Raw genomic sequence first — 19,163 nt, 5'->3', positions numbered from 1 at the left:
CCTAGCTCAACTTTATCCTAAACAATGACATCGTGTGAGAGTCAACTGTTTATAACACTTGAATTATATTTCTTTAATTATTTCCCCTTATACTCTCTTCCGTCTTAAGGCTATAAATATTGATATTAGTCCGTTCACGACTAATAAAGTTACTATAATACTTGTAAGAAAGGCTACATCTGCCGCAAATATTTTAATTGTTCGCCATGGTGAGCTTGTACTATAAGTAAGAATCGGGATGAAAATAATAGATAATAGTAGAAATAGATTTCCTACGAAAAACCAAGTTAGTTTTTTAATATTTTTCTTATGCCTATACGTTTTAACAAACATAATTGGTGAAATGAAAAGTACGAGTATAACTAAAGACATAGCAATTTGTGTAAATGGTATGTTTTTAGGTGGATCAATTGGTTCTTTTCCATTCAAAATACTAATAATCCCATTTTTCAGCACTGATAATGTTTGCTCTTCTAATACATGATTTTTATTCGTTAAAATCACACCACTCCAGCCACTATGATTTAAAGTAAACATTTCTGCACGAGCATCGGGAGTTGATCCTGAATGCCAAATCATCTTTTCACCTTCATTTATATTTGTTGTTCTTAACCCAAAACCATAACTTTTTTCTGAATTAATTCTATAAAGTGATGATAGATAAAGAGCTATGTTTTCTTTCTTTAAAAATTTGTGCTCTTTATAATTCAAAAACACAAGAAATTGAATCATATCTTCTAAACTTGCAGTAATATAGCCATAAGGTGCCCCTGCATTATCATAGGACACTACACTTTTTCTTGGTATGCCAAACCAAGACTGATAACCTGTTAAATAACCCTTTTCATATGCAGTTTCTTTACTTGCTGCCGCGCCATTCATATTTAATGGCTGAAAAATATGCTTTTCCATATATGATGAATATGTTTCATTTGTGACTCCTTCAATAATTGCACCTAATACAATATAATTCGCATTACTATATTGATATTTTTCACCTGGTGGAGCAGTTAATTTTACATTTGAAAGTTTCATTACATTTTCTTTTAAAGCTGTAGAATTTTTGGATTGCTTATCTGATAATGCTAAGCCCTCATATGTACCGATTCCGCTTGTATGAGTTAGTAGATGTTGGATTGTTATAGTTGAGGATATTTGAGAATCTTTTAGTTTAAACCAGGGAAGGTATCGTTGAACTGGATCCTCTAATTTTAATTTTTTATCTTCTATTAATTTTACTATAGCTAAAGCTGTTAAAGATTTACTTATTGAGCCGATTGCAAATGGGGTTTTACTATTTACCTTTTTTTCAGATTCTCCAGTAATTCCTATCGTTTTTGTGAAAAATACATCTTTTTTATGTACAATTGCAACAGAAGCTCCTGGAATGTTCTGCTCTTTTATAAATTTTTCAATATACTTATCCAATGCAATTTTAATATTTTGCTGAGCGTAAACTTTTGGATCTGTAATACATAACATTAATACATTACAAAGAATATAAATTAGAGACATTTTATAGATTGTATTCTTCATTATGCTTTAGAGAGCTTTCTTTTTTTATAACTTACTAAACTAATAAATACTAATACAGAGAGCATAAAACTAATCATTATTAATAATGAATTCCACCATTGATTTTCTGAAATACGATATAAAAGATTATACTGAAATGTATTTTTACTATTAGTTGGATTTAATGATTTAGTTAAAAATATTGTAAATGTAGTTTGCGAGATGAGGTAAGTAATAACTGCGATGAATATGCCGCGTAAGATAGATTTGTTTAATTTCCCCTTTTCATTTTTCAATTGCTTCCTTTTAACTTGTAAATCAATCTCATTTATTTCTAAATAATCTTGAACAAATAATTGAGGTGTACCTAAATCATCTATACTATCTTCACCATGTTCACGACATTCTTGAATATGTTCTAATATTTGCCGCTTAATATTTTCCCTTTCTTCTAAACTAATATTGTATTGCTTTAATTCCTTAAGTACGTCTGTTAAAAATTGTTTTTCTTTACCTAGTAATCTATTCCTCATTTCAGAAGGTCTCCTTTCAAACCGCTTTTTAGTAATGTTTGAATATCCAATTGCAATTCTAACCACTCATTAATCTTATTCTCAAGACGTATTTTCCCGCTTTCATTAATTTCATAATAAATCCTAACTTTACCACTGTCTGTTACTACTTGATAAGTATTAACCCACTCTTGATTTTTCAACTTAGTTAAAATAGGGTAAATACTTCCTACTCCTTTCAATTTTAAATTGTTTACTTCAAGTTCTTTCATAATCTCATAACCATAACTTTTCTTTTTCGACAAAATAGATAATACACACATTTCTAAATGACCTTTAATTAAACTTGTTCTATCCATAGGATAAATTTAACAGAAATATATACTTCATTCAAGTATATATTTCTGTTAAATTTAAATAATCAGACAAAATAACGAAGATATTAAATTAGCAATAACATCACTTATAAACTGTTTTCACACTTAATAATTATTTTTACAATATAATAATTACATAATAAATTAACTGTTCATCCTATTTATTTCTTATATCCCTTCCGTATATTCATCTTAGTTGAAATACATTATACAGGACATAAAGTACTAAAAAATCCAATTTCTTAATTTTCACATTAAGAAATTGGATTTTCTTTCATTACTCTGTAATACTCATAATGCCTTATTATGAACATTATAAAGAATATATGTTTTATATAAGTTATGTTAATAACACATAAACTAATAAAACTTTACTGATTACTCTCCAAACATTCATAAACCGCCATCATATCCCGCTTATCCAATTCGCGAATGCGATTAAAAATTGGTATTTGCGAAACAACTTCTGTTAATAAGCTTTCATCCACAATATCACTAACTTTTCCAGTTAACCATGTTTGTACATCCACGCCATCAACAACTTCTTTTAGTCCTTCGTCATTAATACCAGTTGCATTACAGGTTACACATGGAATTGTTAGTTTAAACACACCATCATGTAGATTATCTTCTGTTATAACTTTCTTTCCTTTACAAAATGAACATGGATTACTTTTTTTAATTTTATTAATTTGGGTAACTAACTTTTTGTATCCAAATGCTTCGTATACATACGTAAGTTTTTTATATTTACCATTTGTGAAATACTTATCTATAATGTTTTCTCTCGTTTCATATACATTAGGGAAATCACAAACAGTTACTTGATTATTAACACTAATGGATTCAATATTTCTTTTTATTTCATCCCAAAATGGTAAGACATTTTGTAACACCATTTCATAGTTTGAAAAGCTTGCCTGTTCTAATTCAAACATTTTCAGTGCAACTTGTGCTTTTCTTGGCAATAAAGAAACATCTTCTGTCAATCTCATATCGCCACCAACTATAGACTTTAATTTATGAAGTGCAGGTAAATCACCGACTACTTTCAATACATCATCAACTGGTTGATTGATAATTTCACGAATATCGAAGTTACCAAATTTAAGCGGTTTATGATGATTTAATACCGTTCCCTCACAAATTGGACATGTCATCATTTCTTTAGAAGACTTAATTTCTTCTTTAATAGCTGCTTTTGAAATAACAATATATCCACCAATAATTGTATTAAATCCTACCCATGTTCTACGTGTCTTTCCTTTTTTATCATAAAATGATTTTTCAAAATATCCGTACCAAAACGTATGCTTTTCTTCTTCTGACATATCGTTATAGCTCATTGATAAATCGTGACCAAGCTCATTTTTAATTTCTTCAAATAAAAATTCTATTTTTTCATATTGATAAAATTTTAATACTTTCATGATTTCCGGATTGAATAAGCCATCCCAAAATGGAACGTTTTTATCTTGAATTGTAATATCTTTATCGAAAACTTCAATTTGAAGACGTCCAGAACAAGATGGACAGTGATTGTCCTGGGAATAGAAATCAAAACTTCTCGTATCTTTATTAGTTGGATGAGCAGCTACAATATGATTAATTAGTCCACCAATCTCATATAAGAAACTATATTGACTATATAAATGTCTTTCAAGATCAATAGCAACAACAGGTGCAATTGTATTCGATTCATATTCACCATAAATTAATCGCGCCATTGATGATAAACTTTTTAAAATACCACCCTTATAAATATTTTCGGCATTTTTAAAATAGTTAATATGATTTTCTTCTAAATAGCGGACGCCTTCCTTCTGCTTAAGCGCTGAAGAAATATGAATTTGCTCAGCATGATTCACACTGCTTTTTTGACGATAATAATCTTCATGACTTACTACATCAAGATGATTTATAGCTTCAAGCTGTCTTTTCCCGAAATCTACAATATAATCAGAGCTTTCTAACATGTAACTATTATGTTCAATCATAATGATAGAGACTGATTCATCTTGCAATATCTCTCTAACACTATCAATAAATTGATTTAAAATATTTTGTGATAACCCTTTTGAAGGCTCATCAAAAATAAATAATGTATGTGGATTTCTAGTGTTTGCAAATAACTCCGAAACTAAATGAACACATTGAAACTCACCTGTTGATAATGTTTGTGTTTTTCGTTCTAACGTTAAATAACCAAGTCCTAATTTAATGAGTAGACTCAAGCGTTTATACGCAATATCTTCATTTGGAAGTTCATCTATTATATCCTCAATCGAACGCTCAAAAATATCATCAATTTCTTCGCTATACTTTGTTAACTTCTTTTTAATATCTAGGAAAGTGGCTACAGTTGAACGACTTGTAATGGATTGATTTCGATCTTGCCCTACCATAACTAATTTATCTTTTGGATATCGTTTCATGAAATCTGTAGCTAAACATTCGTTAACAAGTGTAGATTTCCCGCATCCAGATTCTCCTGTAACCGTCACAAGCCTATTTTTAGGAATTTCAAACTCCGCCATTTGGATATTACGGCAATATAATTCTTGGAATGTATAATATTCTGTTGGTACTTCCTTATTTAAATCCGACAGTATTGGTTTTGGTCTTGGTGATTCTTTCACAATTTGTCCACCATATTTTCCGCTACCAGGTCCAAAGAACAATTGCTCATCTGTTGTATCAAGTACCGTATCTGAATGATCAATGAGCCAAATTTGATTTTTACACCCTAACTGTTTGATTTCTTCTAATATTTGTAATAATGTTTCATGATCAAGTCCAACTGAAATCTCATCAATAATAATGACAGCATTTTCACTTACTGCCATAAATTCAGCCAAATAAAGTCGTGTTAACTCTCCACCTGACAACGTACCCATAATTCGATTTAATGTTAAATAACCAATGTTCATATTAATTATATTTTGCAGTATATGTTGTTTTGCTTCACTAATATTTAACACTTCTGCTAACGAAAGAATAGACTCAACACTTAAATCATTTATATTTGAAATTGTATGTGGTGTAGCAAATAAATCTATAGTATATTGTTCGATTTCTTCACTATAACGTTTTCCTTTACATTTTTTACACTCAATATTTTTAGTAGTACCTCGGCCTTTACAACCAGTACACCAACCTAACTGATTATTAAACGAAAAAACCTCAGGGGAAAGATGAAATACTTCGGCAAGTTTTTCGCGAACTTCAGTAAACACACCAGTATGAGTACCGATCGTTGAACGTGGGTTGGAAGAAATCGATGATTTCCCTAGAAAAAGTACTAAAGGCATATCTTCCATCTTAATTGCACTAAAATTCGTTTCCATGATATTAGGAAATAAATATTGATATTCAGCCTTTGGTAATAAAGAAACCAATCGTTTTTTTGATTCTTCGCCAATCGTTTGACAAAAAGTTGTTTTACCTGATCCTGATAAACCAGCGATTCCAAACGACTTATTAAATGGAATAACTGTATCTAATTTATTAATGTTATTAGCAATTAATTGATTTACTTTCATATTGACCTCTATTCTTATTTTTCATTAAAACCATTTTTAAAATATAATAATTACACAATAAATACAACTTCTTATGCAATTATCCTCTCGCTTCAATAACCTTATCCTTATATATTTCAAACCATTGTTGCCATTCATCTTTAGAAAATTCTTTCTCTTCTCCTTCTAGAACGTAAGAAAAAATCTCTAAGCAAATATGCCAACCTGCTATATCTTTCGGTGTATGATCAGTAAACTCATGAATGTATTCTTTAAGAAGTAAAAGAGTACCATTTTCCTCTTTATGTATTTCAAATCGTACCCGGTCCTTATCCCAAGTAAATTCAAGCACTGCGTTTACTTGACACTCTAAAATATCAATATTTATAAATGAACCGTCCATCATATCGAACTTTATAATTCCACCCGTTTTAAGGCTTTCGATTTGTAAATTAGACATCCATTTTTTCAGCTTACTGTTTTCTGTTAAAACAGACCAAACTTCCTCTTTTGTATATGGAAATTGACGTTCAAATTTTACAATATATCCATCGGTTATTTTTTGAATTTCAGCTATCATAAATATTGCCTCCTGCCTTCAAACAGAATATATGTTCTTCTTTTATTTTAACCGATTTTATATATAAAATAAATCTTTAAATTATCATAAATAGCCTCTTCCATATTACATACCAATAAAAAAAGTCGCAAATGCGACTCATAAAATTGTAGAATTAATTCCTGCTTTTATTGAATGACTTACCGCTTAATCGCATCGACAATTAGCGATGGAAAACCAAGTTTATCGCCTTTATTTCTAGAATCATACCTTTACGAACGGAAAATAACACCGTCGATTGCATCCCATTGATTATAATAAAACTGACCATTTTCATCACAATATTCAAGTAAAACTACCTCAAACCCAGCAGTTTCAAACATTTTTGTTAATGTTTTATAATTATGAACAATTTTATGACTTGCTGCTGGATGATTTTTCGGACCGAGGCCCCCTATTTGAACTATATTTTGATATGCCTCATCCTAAAAGAATGCATCAGGGACTCCGCACCGAATATGGCCAGATGGTTTTAAAAATTCATAACAAATTTCAGCTGCTCTTACACCTTCTTCAAAATTAAGGTGTTCCCATACATGCTCAGCAAAAATAGCTGAAATTGAATTGTATTTAAATCTTTCTTTCCACGTAGTTTTATCTAGTAAATTAAGTTTATCTTCCTGCGTTTGAATCCAACCTGGATTATTATTAAACGCTCCAGCTCCGACTACTACTTTAATTTCGTCTTGTTTTATTACCACCATTTTCACCTCTTAAATATATTAATTCATTAATATATTCTATATTTACTATTATTCTTCCTCCTTCAACAAATTTAGTAACATGAGTCCAGTACAATACCGAACTCATGCCCTAAAAACTCTCTAATGCAACGATCTGTCTAACATTATAAAATTATTTCATAATATACAATTATTTTCATACTATTTATATACGATTTTTCTTACAGAAATATAGCACACCAAACATTAGCATAATACCAATCACGTAAAAAATTGTTGTTCCCCTCCCACCAGTACTAGGAATTACCCAGTTATTCTTCGCATTTTTCACTGTTATTTTTTGTGTCTTTACTGTTTCTGTAATTTCTATTTCTATTGGATCTCTAAGTAACATGTATCCGTTCGGTGCTTTTATTTCTTTAATCATATACTTTCCAATTGTTAATTGGTTGGAAATTACCTTTCCTTTTTCATCCGTTGTTAATCTAGTAACTTCTTTACCTTCTTTATCTAAGACTTGAAATACAGCACCTTTTAGTTTTAAATTAATATCCTTATCATCAACTTTCTCAATTTCAAATTGCCCAGTCGGATCTGGTAATTTCTTATTCCCTATTTTAATTTCTACTACTGTATCTTTTTCTATTTTTACAGCTATTTTATCTTTTAATAATTCATAACCTTTAGGTGCTTCTACTTCCACTAGAGTATAGTTACCTATTGGCAATTCTTTTGATATCGCTTCTCCTTCTTCATTTGTTACTAACTCACCAACTACTTTTTTATTTGAATCTTCAATATGAAACTTTGCCCCTGCTAGCTTTTTATTTTTATCGCTCGTATCTACTTTTACTAACTTCATTTTACCCATTGGATCTGGTAATTTCTTATTCCCTATTTTAATTTCTACTACATCTTTTTCTATTTTTACAGCTATTTTATCTTTTAATAATTCGTAACCTTTAGGCGCTTCTACTTCCACTAGGATATAGTTACCTATTGGCAATTCTTTTGATATCGCTTCTCCTTCTTCATTTGTTACTAGATCTCCAACTACTTTTCCTTTTGAATCTTCAATTTTAAACTTTGCTCCTGCTAGCTTTTTACTTTTATCTCCCGTATCTACTTTCACTATCTTCATTTTCCCAATCGGATCTGTTGATTTCTTATTTCCTATTTTAATTTCTACCACTGCATCTTTTTCTACTTTTACAGCTATTTTGTCTTTTAATAATTCGTAACCTTTAGGCGCTTCTGTTTCCACTAGAGTATAGTTACCTATTGGTAATTCTTTTGATATCGCTTCTCCTTTTTCATCTGTTACTAACTCACCAACTACTTTTTTATTTGAATCTTCAATATGAAACTTTGCCCCCATCAATTCTTTATTATCATTATTACTATCTACTTTTTTTATCTTTACTTTTCCTGCACTAGGCTTGTTCCAATGTTGCCAGTTAAATTTGAAATTGTGAAATTCAAATCCACCAGTTTGTTGTACCTCACCGACAAATGCTTGTCCATTAATCGAACCGCCTTTTGTTTTTAATACAGCATTTGGAGCAAACACACTCCCAACGACACCATACCCCTCTGTTGTGATCTTTTTTGCATTAGGAAATACCCAAATCACCTTCCCGTATAACTCAGTGAAAGGTGAATTAGGAGAATAGGGTTGTGATGTTGGAATTATATCTGTAGCCCTACCAATATTGTTCGTATCATATAGAATAGAGCCATTTTTAAATGTAACCTCTATTGCATCCGAATACATAACAATAAAATCTTTTCCTTTAGCATTAGGTAAAAAGACATCTCTTATATCTAAATCGATTTTCCCTATCAATTCTGATGAAATATAAATATTAGGATTGTTTATATCTTTTCCGATTCCATAACTCATATTTGGAATTGGGGTATTCGTTTTATATTGACCTGCATTTTTACTGACTTGGCTAACTATGTTTTGAAATTCATTAAATTTCGCGTCAATTTCTAATTTTTCTTTATAAACGATACGATCATAAGAAGATTGTATGATACGATCTGGATCACTCTCTTTTGTCATTACGACTATTCCATTTTGAATGATAAAAGATTCCTCTCTTGATTTTTTAAATTTTCCAGACAATAACAAGGATGGATATCCCTCATCATCCCATTTTTCCCCAACTATATTAGATGTTCCCGCTGCTGCACCTACAATCGTATAGCCAGATGCATCCATATCACCTTGAACTGCAATTGCTCCTTCAATGTCGCCACCTACTGCTTTATGGTTACCGAAGACAACAGCATTATAACGCGATATATCCCCTAGACCTTCTAAGTTAGTCGTGGATCCATATGCTTCTTTTGGTGCAAATACGACAAAACTTACACATAACATTAACAAAACCATAAAATGAATACTTACCAACTTTAATCGTAACCTCAATTCCTTTGTTCCCACCTTTACCGTATTTTTTCTACAGTCGAATAAAGTGAAACTTTTTTCAGTGAGGATTTACTTTACCCTCTATACACCTTCTTTGCTTATCTCTGGATTTTCGGTCCCACTGCCCCTTAATACAGGATAAATAAATTCATTCTATCGAGTTAATTTTTTCTTATAAATTACGACTAGAAACACAAATAATAATAGGATTAAGACTACTACGGTCCACTTATTAAACATAAATATCTCTTTACGCATTTTTTGTTTTTCTTTCTCATTAAATTCCACACGCTCACCTCGAACCAGTAATCTCTTTGTATTTACTCCATAAGGCGTACATGTAATTAATGTTACATAATCTTTATTTTCCACAATTTCCAAATTGTCCGTTTCGTGTGGTAACACTACTTTAATTTGATCTACTTTATAAGCAAGAACTTTGTCTAAAGAATGAATATAAAAAAGATCTCCTTCACTCAACTTATCTAAATCTGTAAATAATTTTGCTGATGGTAAACCACGATGCCCTGTTAAAATAGTGTGCGTATTTTCTCCACCTACCGGAAGTGAAGAATAATCTAAATGACCTACCCCACGACTCAATACTTCCTCAGAGGTCCCTTGATAGATTGGCAGTTTTATATTAATTTTCGATATTTCAATATACCCCATTACATCACCTAAATTTAACGCATCGGCATACGCTTGATGATTATTTTTTTCTTCAGAAAATGGATCTGCAAATGTTTTCGTGGAAGTTTGAACTTGTTTATTATATTCGGCTGCTTCTTTTTCCCTACGTTCAACTTCTTTCTTCTGTAGTGCTTTAATCTTCTTATCGTAGGAGCTAATCTCAGAATAATGTGCACGAGTCGCCAACCAATTACTAATAGTAGGATATAAAAAAATACCTAATCCAAATAAAAAAATACCTCCTAAAACAAGATTTCGTTTCATATTTCCACCTCTGTATATACTAAAATATTGAAAAGAGGGAAGCATTTTGCTTCTCCCCTTTTACATCACTTGGTTACATGTTCCTAAAACCTTAATTATTAGCAAACTTTTTTCTAAAGAAAACAAATGCCGCTGTAACCATTAACGCAAGGCCTAGTACAGTAAAAAGAGTCGTTCCAATACCACCCGTTACTGGAAGAATCCATCCATTTTTATTATTTTCTATCGATAATTTAACCGTTTGATTATTTTCGCTAATCTTTACATCAATAGGGTCCTTTAATAATTGATATGAAGCTGTTGTACCATCTTCTTTTGTATATATTGGTGCTTTCGTTTCAAAAATTTGATAGTCTCCATACGGAATGTTAGTCCATTTAATAACACCATTTTCATCTGATACACCTGTGACTTCTTTACCTGCCACGACAACTATTTTTCCATTTTTATCTTTAAGTACAAACTCTGCACCTTTTAATTTCTTCTTATCAGCACCATCAATTTTTGTTAACTCGATAATTCCAGTTGTCGGAACAACAACTACAGGTTTAGATTCCTTTTCTCCAATTACATCATTTTTATTTATAAAATCAATTTTTGCTGTATTTAAAATTTCCGAACCAGATAGTACTCCTTCTTTTACTTGTGATTTAATTTGTAAATGAAATTCTTTTTTACCATCTAACTTTGTGAAATCTTTTACTGTAGCTGTTACTTTTTGGCCTTCTACAGCTACCTCTACAATGCTTGCATTTACTTCCGCTCCATCAATTTTCACGACTGGTTTTCCTTGAATCATTAAACTATTGTCCAAAGTATCTGTTACTACATATTTTTTGTATTCTTTAATGTCTTCTGGAATTAATGTTTTGATATCATAATTGTAATTAGTTAACGGATTGATTGGTAACGCTTCCAAAACACCGTTAATCTTTTTATCAATATTTGGTTCTTCATAGTTTTGCACTTTTACTTTAACTACTGTACCAGAAGTAATCGTTCCATCTTCGTTAATAGTTCCGGAGGTCTTTATAAAAAACTCGCGTTTAGTCGGATCTATTACATACCCTTTCGGCGCTTTTGTCTCTTGGAAATAGTATTCCCCATACTCTAATCCTTGCACACGAATATGCCCATCACCATCTGTTACTAACTCTTTTTTCACTTCTATACCATCTTTTTTAAATAAAGAGAATACTGCACCTGCTAATGCTTTTTCATTTGCACCAGTCTTTACTAAATCAACTGCACCACGTTTAATCTCATTTTTCGGATACATATGAACATCATAGTTTAGCACCTTACCCTCTTTATTCGTTAATGGAATATCCACCGTATACGTATTTGGATTTAGGTTAACATGCGGAGGTCCTGCCACTTCTTTCACTTCATAACGTCCTAGCGGAAGATCTTTTAATACAGCTTGTCCATTATCATCTGTTACTACTTGAGTTGGAGTTGCTCCCATTACAGGCTTCACATCTTCTTTCACGATTTTCCCATCGTTTGAAATTTTTTCAAACGATGCAACCCTTTTCACTTCAAACGTTACACCTTTTAACGGTTTCGCATTTGTTGGTACTTCTTGATTTGCAGATCCATCACCTTCTAGCCCCAGTGTGCCATCTTTTTCTTGTTCATATTTATGAATCGTTAAAGTACCTTTGGATGGTGAAGCTGCCTTTACGAATACACTAGACCATGTAGAAAATGTTAAGAAAAATACTAAAAGCACACTAAATATTTTTTTCATTTCTCTTATCCCCTTTACTACTTCTATCATTTTAAAAATCTCTTTATTACTATTACCCTCTTAAAAGTAACAGTGTGCCAAGTACCAGATTTAAACGAGGAACCTAAAACATAGTCGTCCAACAATCCATTGTATACAATCACTTATTCACTCTTCTTATTTTCTATTATTACGTTGTCTCTCCGTATGATATATGTAGTTTTCCCCTGAATTACACTTATATCTCTACTTCAAAAATCGTTACACATTAACTTCTATCGCTATTTTTTCATTTATTACTTAACTTCAATTCATTAATCTCTCCCTTCCTATCCCTATTTAAAATCCAATCTTAATCATTTTTAATGCGTATAAGCAATGAACAACGAATAAGTGTGACAATTCATATTTTACGTTACTCCCTAAAACTAATACCTGTATATTCAAATAATATGTGCTATTCATGTTAAATTATGGTATTATTCTTAGAAGTTTATAATTTTTATAGATAAATTTTTTCCGTTTCTACTTGTAAAAAAGGAATATATAAACATTCAACTATTACGCACAACTGTAAGGAGGAATAATATGACTAAAAAGCTCAGTCTAGTTGAGATAGAGTACATTTGTAATATGTTTTTCCAATCTTTTGAAATTCCAGTTTGTTTTTTAGATTGTAACAAAAATATTCTTTTAGAATTTACATCAAAAGATGATTCACATTCGTTCTATAAATCAAAAATAGAACAGTTACATGTGCTTTTTCAAAAAAATGATTCATATAATTTGCCTATCTTCAGAACTCACCAATATTTAGGGCACTTCATTTTAATTCCCATAAAGAGTCATTATATGGTGAACGGTACTGTTATTATTGGGCCCTTGACACATGTGAATTTTTCTACAAGTAAAACGGATAGTAACCTTAATTTTATTTCGAATTATAAAAGAACAAGAGATCATTATTTTTCATTGTCAGTCAAAGATCAAAATTTCTTTGTAAATATAGCAATATTGTTCTATAACATTCTCTATAAAAAAAATTCAGATGTAAGTACCTTTTCAAATAACAGTGACTCTTTTCATGTAAGTCATAGCAGTATCTTAAACGAGGATGTATATATTTCAATGCAAAAAAACGAATCTATCTGTCATAATTTGTATATAGAGCAGCAACTACTTGGAGCTATAGAAAACGGGGATAAAGAAAGCGTACTCAAATATTATTACGAATTCCAACAAGAGACTCTATCATCCTTATCTTCATTTCATCAATTAAGACGTCATAAAAACATTTGCATTTCATCCATTACACTTGCTACTAGATATGCTATAAAAGGAGGACTTCCTTCCAGGATTGCTTACAAGATTTACGATCTACACATCCAAAAGACAGAGGATTTAAAAAACACGGAATCTGTTTGGGATTTATTAAGAAATGTTTTCTGTACTTTTGCAGACCGTGTAAAAGCACAAAAAGTACAGAAACACTCAAAGACTATCGCTATTTGCAAAAACTATATTTTTGAAAATATTTACAATCAAATATCTGTTAAACAACTTGCTAAATTTGCAAACGTAAATTCAGATTATTTATCTATATTATTCAAAAAAGAAGTCGGTATTTCATTAATTGAGTACATTCAACGTGAACGAATCGAAGAAGCAAAAAAATTATTAACTTTCACAACCTATCCCTTATCAGACATATGTGCTTCTCTCAATTTTAGTGATCAAAGCTATTTCACTAAAATTTTTAAAAAATTCACTAACGAAACACCTGGTAAATACCGAAAATCTCATGTTGTCATATAGAGTTAAACTTTCATTAAAACAAAGTGTTTTTAGTAACTTATCAATGGCAGATTAGAATTACTTCCACATTCATGACCTTTTGAATTTAGGCTATTTTTAAATCAAAAAGCACGTTACTATTCTTTTATTTGAATGAGAATAGTAACGTGCTTTATATGTAATGTAGGTCAGTAGGCAAAATAGCGTCCAAACACAAAGTTTTAAAGAAGCAAAATACACCACTTAAATACTAAAATCTTATTAAGTAAAAAATTCATCTAATAATTATTGTGTGAGAAATAATTCCTACTATTATTTTTGTATCTTTCTAAATTTGCGAACCAATGCGAGTACGGTACCTGTAATAACCATCCATATGCCCATTGTTGCACTATTAGTTGTACTTGCACCCGTATTTGGAAGTTCTTTATATGTAGATTCTTTTTTATCGGAATTACTGTTGTTTTGGATATTACCGTTATTACTGTTATTAGTAATACCTTTAGCTTTGCTAGTGTCTTTATCCTTCACTAATACTTTTTGTATTGCATGCACCTTATTACCTACAGAATCTGTAACACTATATATTATTTCAAAAGTACCAGCTTTAGTAGTATCTCCAATACCTTCATATGCTACTTTAGAAGTAAGATCACCGTCTTCTTTATCAGTAGCTGATACTTTTGCCATTGGATTGAATTGATCTCCTTCACTAATTGTAGTTGTAGCAGGTACTTTTAGTGTTGGTATTTCATTATTAACTTCTTCTCTAACTTTGACCGTTACAGTTTGTTTAGCAGTTACTTCATGTCCTTTAGAATCTGTCACTGTGTACGTTAATACGTAAGTACCAGCTTTAGAGGTATTTATTTCACCATTAACTTTGACTTTAGAAGTAAGATCACCATCTTCTTTATCAATAGCTTTTATATTGCTCATTGGGTCAAATTTATCACCGACACGTAGTGTAATTGTTGGCGGCACTGTTAACTCTGGGACTTGGTTTGCCTCAGTTTTTTCGTTTTCTTTCACGGTTCCTTTAATTTTCGCTGCATCAAATGCTTTTTGGACCGCTTCAACCTCAATTGAATTCGCACCATATTTGTTCGTTGCAACTTTAAGACACGCTAATCTTAATTCAGTGAAATTAGATGTCATGTTCAATTCATCAGTATTTGCATAATAGAAAATATCAAACATTTTATCTTCACCAATACCATTTACAGTTACACCGTTATGAGTTCCACCTTGTGCAATTAAATAAGCGACTTTATTAATAATACTTGAGTTGAAATGGACGCCCTCATTATCTTCTCCGTTTAAATCACTGTATTTGCTATAATCATCTGGATACGATACTCCATTAAAAAATTTGACTGAAGATGGATTTTTCATATTACGGAGAACTGATCCGCTTTGTTCTCCTATTGTCCAATTAAATTCCCCATTATTTATATATTTCTCAATAGCCGTTCCCATAATATCAGATAATGCCTCATTAATTGCCCCAGATTCCCCGAAAAATTCAAGATTAGATTCGCTAGATGTAACCGCATGTGTAAATTCATGACCCGCTATGTCAAACGCTCTAACCATCGGATCACCATATATAAGCATACTAACATTGTTAATATTAGCACTAAATGCATTTGCCCAATTTTTAGGATCATCTGTTTCTCCAGAATCCCATGCATGCACAACTGAAACTACTTTTTTCCCCTTATTATCAAAACTATTACGCTTATATTTACCTTTATAAAAATCATATACGTTTGTTGCTAAGTAATGAGCACTTACCGCTTTTGGATCATTAAATGTTGTTGATGTGCTAGTCGCTAATATACCAGGATAATATTTATCTTCAAAAGTAATATCTCTATAATTCACATCGTACGTCTCAATTCCTTGCCCCCTTGTGTAATCAGCAAGCGCATATTTCCCGTTACTTTGTTCAGAAATACCGAATGTACGAGTTATTCCTAAATCATCTTTTCCAGTGCCGGTTAATGATTTAAAATTACTTTTTTTACTCTCCTTAATAGCTTCAACATGCTCTTCACTTACTTTTAAATCTGACTCTTGCACCATATTTTTCAACATATTCCCATTATGAGCATCCACTAAATAAGTTCCAGATACATAGTTTGGTGTTGCAGCAGCAAATGTAACTTGATATGCATTGCTGGCCTGCCCATTATTTTCATTAACAAAAATAACTTCCTTAACTTCTGGTTCAGAAATAAATTTAACATCCTTTCCGTATTTCGTATAAATATATTGCATTGCTTCTTCTTTTGATAAATTTTTTACATTCTTTACATTTTCTTGAGCTAAATTTTGTGCGCTTTCTCCTGAAACACTTTTAATAATACCCTTTTTATCTACATGAGCAGTCAATTGGTGTCCGTATACTTCTATACCTTCATATATTTGTTGCATACGCACGAGTGTAGTCCCATCATAAGAACCACGTTTTTGAACAACTTCGTAATCTACCCCTTCGTCTCCACTCACTTGTTTTGGAGACAAAGCGTGCTCCGTCTTTTCCATAAGTGCATCTTTCACTACATTCTCTGGCGTATTTTGTGATGGTTGTGTAAGTTCACCTGTTCGGAAGGAATCCTCTTGAATTTCAATTTGCATTCCATTCTTTTCCTCTGCATAACCTACTCCATATGGTGTTACAGTTGTTAAGGCCAATCCTGTTGTTAAGGCGACTATAGCTATTTCTTTTTTATTATTCATGTTATTTTCCTCGTATAATTTCTTAAAATATGAAACTGCTTAAATGTATTCCTATCAAAAATAGAAAAACAAAAATTACAGCACATTACGCAAAAGCGTATTATAAAAAAATGACTTCTGTAACGAACAAAAGTCATCCCTTCAATATGTAAAACCCCTAATATATTTTTAATGCATAATTTCTAGATAAAAAGAAAAAATATTCATTAACGAGCATTTTGCAATACTTTTATTAGGTCATTTATATTTTCAACTTTCTGCTGAAACTGATCAAAACTACTATGTAGTAATAAAGGATTTTTATCTTCAGTTGAAATAACTAGTTTTAATTCCTGTTCTAATTTATCATATGTATGAAAGAAATTATCAAATTCTACACTTATGAGTTCTTCATTTTCACGATAAAATCTTTTTGCTTCTAAATAAGTCATATATGATTTATTTAGAAACCCTAATGAAATTAAATATTTAGAAGTGTTTTCTTGATAAATAGCAATATCACATGCTATTTTAATATCAGAATAAGTCTTTTGAACGAAACAATGCAATTCAAAAATCTTAACTTTTAATCCATTATTCATTTCATCCCCTCCCATCCTATCTATTCTACAAAAAAATAGAATATTATACAAAGTAAAATATCAATATAGTACAAAAATAAAAAGCGAAAGAATAACTCCTTCCGCTTTTTACAGCAATACATACATTTCATATTGTGCTAACGAATTCTTTTCAAATCCAGTTTTCTTGAAAAATCCTTCTAGTAAATTGTTGTTTGGAAACCCAATTGATAAACTTGATGCATTTAAGTTTTCTCTTGCCACTTGTAATAAATTTGATCCAATACCACGATTTCTATAGTCTTTGTCTACGAAAAGAAAACTAATTTTACCTTGTTCATTCATACATATTGAACCTTTTAAATCATTATCGACATATGCGCCGTAAAATGTATTATTTGATTTTTCGATATAATCCATATCATTTTGCCAATTTATATGGAAGTGCAACCATTTCTGAATTTCAAGTTTAAACGATGAAAAATCTAATTGTTTTACTTCAATTCCCTTACACTCTTTATTTATTATTTTAGTCATATCTTTTAAATGATAATAAGATAGATCGTACACTTTTTCATAGCCTAATTTCGTATAAAAATGAATCGCTCGGTCATTGCCTACAATGACTTCAAGAAAAAGTTGCTTACACTCATTTTGAACCGCCTCTTCTTTATGTAGTTCAAATAACTTTTGACTCACACCAATACCACGGTAATTAGGATGAATCGCTAATGTTCCACAGCGCATTGTTTTTATGTTTTCGTAATCCTTTATACCGCCAAGTATTACACCAACAGATTTGTTACCGTCTAAAGCAAGAAAGGAATGTTTAAGTGAATTCCCTTCTGGCCCCAAAAACTTTTTTATAAAATCTTCTTTTGAAACTTCCATTTTAATAATATAATCTGAAAATCCATCTTTAAAAGCTTCATATACTAAATCTATACTTACTTCACTGCATCTTTTGTATTGAATCATATAAAATTATCCCCCACTCACTCGTGTTAAACTTAACATTCAAATACGTAAAATGTACTAGTTCCACTCTACCCATCATTCTTTAACATTTAATTTGAAATAAACGGGCACTTCCTTACATATCTGTTACTATTAATTTGTTTTATAACAAATGGTGCTATATCCCCATTTTGTATTTTGATTCCTGGCATATCTACTAAACTCTCTTTTATATTTCCATTACCATTTCCCTCTATAACGAATGGTAATCTAACAATTGTCCAATCTACTTCACTACTTTGAATAATTTGTAATTCTCTATATTTATTTTGCATCATTTTTGATAAAAAAACTTTAAATAAGGTAGCCCCTATCTTATTTACAATTCCCTTTTGATCTCCTGTAACATTTAAAGAACCTCCAGAAATTACAATATATCTTTTTATTTCAAATTCTTTCATTGCTTCTAAAATATGCTTCGTTACTGTGCTAAAAATATAAGATTCATTTTTGGGTTGACCTACCGCATTAATTACAGCTCGACAACCTTTAAGTAATTCCCGTATTGAAGAAAAATCACGTGCATCCCCAATAATAATCTCTAAATTTCTATTAGTTATCGTCATATTATTAGGGTTTCTCGTTAATATTTTTACTTGATATCCTTTTTCTAACGCTTCGTTTACAAGGAATCTCCCGGCTTTTCCGTTTGCACCCAGAATAGCTATTTTATTTGTACTTTCCAATATTAACC

The 19,163-nt window shown here is 30.9% G+C and carries 13 protein-coding genes and 1 pseudogene; 1 reads left to right on the top strand and 13 read right to left on the bottom strand.

The window, feature by feature from the left end; translation table 11 throughout:
- Positions 1 to 87: 87 nt before the first annotated feature.
- The 9 genes and pseudogenes from AC3WTI_RS03435 to AC3WTI_RS03395 form a co-directional block, all read right to left on the bottom strand.
- The gene (locus tag AC3WTI_RS03435; protein ID WP_097841031.1) at positions 88 to 1,536 is read right to left on the bottom strand and encodes a serine hydrolase domain-containing protein; all 1,449 of its coding nucleotides are present in this window, start codon (positions 1,534 to 1,536) and stop codon (positions 88 to 90) included.
- Positions 1,536 to 2,048 (bottom strand): DUF1700 domain-containing protein, encoded by a 513-nt coding sequence (locus AC3WTI_RS03430; protein ID WP_142286495.1) that lies wholly within the window; start codon positions 2,046 to 2,048, stop codon positions 1,536 to 1,538. Before AC3WTI_RS03430 ends, AC3WTI_RS03435 begins: the two co-directional genes overlap by 1 nt.
- Positions 2,045 to 2,350 carry a PadR family transcriptional regulator gene (locus tag AC3WTI_RS03425; RefSeq protein WP_309247731.1) on the bottom strand — a complete coding sequence of 102 codons (306 nt, stop codon included), beginning with the start codon at positions 2,348 to 2,350 and terminating at the stop codon, positions 2,045 to 2,047. Before AC3WTI_RS03425 ends, AC3WTI_RS03430 begins: the two co-directional genes overlap by 4 nt.
- A 425-nt stretch (positions 2,351 to 2,775) precedes the next feature.
- Positions 2,776 to 5,946: an ATP-binding cassette domain-containing protein gene (locus tag AC3WTI_RS03420; protein ID WP_492304301.1), complete on the bottom strand. Its 3,171-nt coding sequence runs from the start codon at positions 5,944 to 5,946 to the stop codon at positions 2,776 to 2,778.
- A gap of 79 nt (positions 5,947 to 6,025) precedes the next feature.
- Complete coding sequence (locus AC3WTI_RS03415; protein ID WP_253621565.1) at positions 6,026 to 6,505, bottom strand: SRPBCC family protein; 480 nt, start codon at positions 6,503 to 6,505, stop codon at positions 6,026 to 6,028.
- 179 nt (positions 6,506 to 6,684) lie between these two features.
- A pseudogene (locus tag AC3WTI_RS03410) lies at positions 6,685 to 7,248 on the bottom strand (class I SAM-dependent methyltransferase).
- 184 nt (positions 7,249 to 7,432) lie between these two features.
- Entirely contained in the window at positions 7,433 to 9,664 is a 2,232-nt protein-coding gene (locus tag AC3WTI_RS03405; RefSeq protein WP_087956551.1) for a SpaA isopeptide-forming pilin-related protein, read from the bottom strand.
- 153 nt (positions 9,665 to 9,817) lie between these two features.
- On the bottom strand, positions 9,818 to 10,621 hold the full coding sequence (locus tag AC3WTI_RS03400) for a class C sortase (protein ID WP_087956650.1): 804 nt from the start codon (positions 10,619 to 10,621) through the stop codon (positions 9,818 to 9,820).
- Between the two features lie 91 nt (positions 10,622 to 10,712).
- The gene (locus AC3WTI_RS03395) at positions 10,713 to 12,374 is read right to left on the bottom strand and encodes a SpaA isopeptide-forming pilin-related protein (RefSeq protein ID WP_087956651.1); all 1,662 of its coding nucleotides are present in this window, start codon (positions 12,372 to 12,374) and stop codon (positions 10,713 to 10,715) included.
- 567 nt (positions 12,375 to 12,941) lie between these two features.
- Between AC3WTI_RS03395 and AC3WTI_RS03390 the strand changes: the two genes are divergently transcribed.
- A complete protein-coding gene (locus AC3WTI_RS03390; protein WP_142286498.1) occupies positions 12,942 to 14,168 on the top strand; it encodes an AraC family transcriptional regulator in 1,227 nt (408 codons plus the stop codon).
- A gap of 291 nt (positions 14,169 to 14,459) precedes the next feature.
- On the opposite strand, the gene AC3WTI_RS03385 is transcribed toward AC3WTI_RS03390, so the two are convergent.
- The 4 genes from AC3WTI_RS03385 to AC3WTI_RS03370 all read right to left on the bottom strand — a co-directional run bounded on the left by AC3WTI_RS03385 (position 14,460) and on the right by AC3WTI_RS03370 (position 19,155).
- The gene (locus AC3WTI_RS03385) at positions 14,460 to 16,892 is read right to left on the bottom strand and encodes a M4 family metallopeptidase (RefSeq protein ID WP_253621563.1); all 2,433 of its coding nucleotides are present in this window, start codon (positions 16,890 to 16,892) and stop codon (positions 14,460 to 14,462) included.
- Between the two features lie 206 nt (positions 16,893 to 17,098).
- A complete protein-coding gene (locus AC3WTI_RS03380; RefSeq protein ID WP_048529919.1) occupies positions 17,099 to 17,473 on the bottom strand; it encodes a hypothetical protein in 375 nt (124 codons plus the stop codon).
- A gap of 108 nt (positions 17,474 to 17,581) precedes the next feature.
- On the bottom strand, positions 17,582 to 18,430 hold the full coding sequence (locus AC3WTI_RS03375) for a GNAT family N-acetyltransferase (protein ID WP_097841026.1): 849 nt from the start codon (positions 18,428 to 18,430) through the stop codon (positions 17,582 to 17,584).
- Positions 18,431 to 18,519: 89 nt separating this feature from the next.
- Positions 18,520 to 19,155: an SDR family oxidoreductase gene (locus AC3WTI_RS03370; RefSeq protein WP_097841025.1), complete on the bottom strand. Its 636-nt coding sequence runs from the start codon at positions 19,153 to 19,155 to the stop codon at positions 18,520 to 18,522.
- Positions 19,156 to 19,163: the final 8 nt, after the last annotated feature.

This window comes from Bacillus sp. EB106-02-03-XG38 (genome assembly GCF_058792175.1).
This window is presented reverse-complemented; position numbering and strand designations above follow the sequence as displayed.

Coding starts and splice junctions, on each gene's coding strand:
- AC3WTI_RS03425 (WP_309247731.1), bottom strand. CDS start 2,350: ATGTGTGTATTATCTATTTTGTCGAAAAAGAAAAGTTATGGTTATGAG.
- AC3WTI_RS03390 (WP_142286498.1), top strand. CDS start 12,942: ATGACTAAAAAGCTCAGTCTAGTTGAGATAGAGTACATTTGTAATATG.
- AC3WTI_RS03430 (WP_142286495.1), bottom strand. CDS start 2,048: ATGAGGAATAGATTACTAGGTAAAGAAAAACAATTTTTAACAGACGTA.
- AC3WTI_RS03435 (WP_097841031.1), bottom strand. CDS start 1,536: ATGAAGAATACAATCTATAAAATGTCTCTAATTTATATTCTTTGTAAT.
- AC3WTI_RS03400 (WP_087956650.1), bottom strand. CDS start 10,621: ATGAAACGAAATCTTGTTTTAGGAGGTATTTTTTTATTTGGATTAGGT.
- AC3WTI_RS03380 (WP_048529919.1), bottom strand. CDS start 17,473: ATGAATAATGGATTAAAAGTTAAGATTTTTGAATTGCATTGTTTCGTT.
- AC3WTI_RS03420 (WP_492304301.1), bottom strand. CDS start 5,946: ATGAAAGTAAATCAATTAATTGCTAATAACATTAATAAATTAGATACA.
- AC3WTI_RS03385 (WP_253621563.1), bottom strand. CDS start 16,892: ATGAATAATAAAAAAGAAATAGCTATAGTCGCCTTAACAACAGGATTG.
- AC3WTI_RS03415 (WP_253621565.1), bottom strand. CDS start 6,505: ATGATAGCTGAAATTCAAAAAATAACCGATGGATATATTGTAAAATTT.
- AC3WTI_RS03395 (WP_087956651.1), bottom strand. CDS start 12,374: ATGAAAAAAATATTTAGTGTGCTTTTAGTATTTTTCTTAACATTTTCT.
- AC3WTI_RS03375 (WP_097841026.1), bottom strand. CDS start 18,430: ATGATTCAATACAAAAGATGCAGTGAAGTAAGTATAGATTTAGTATAT.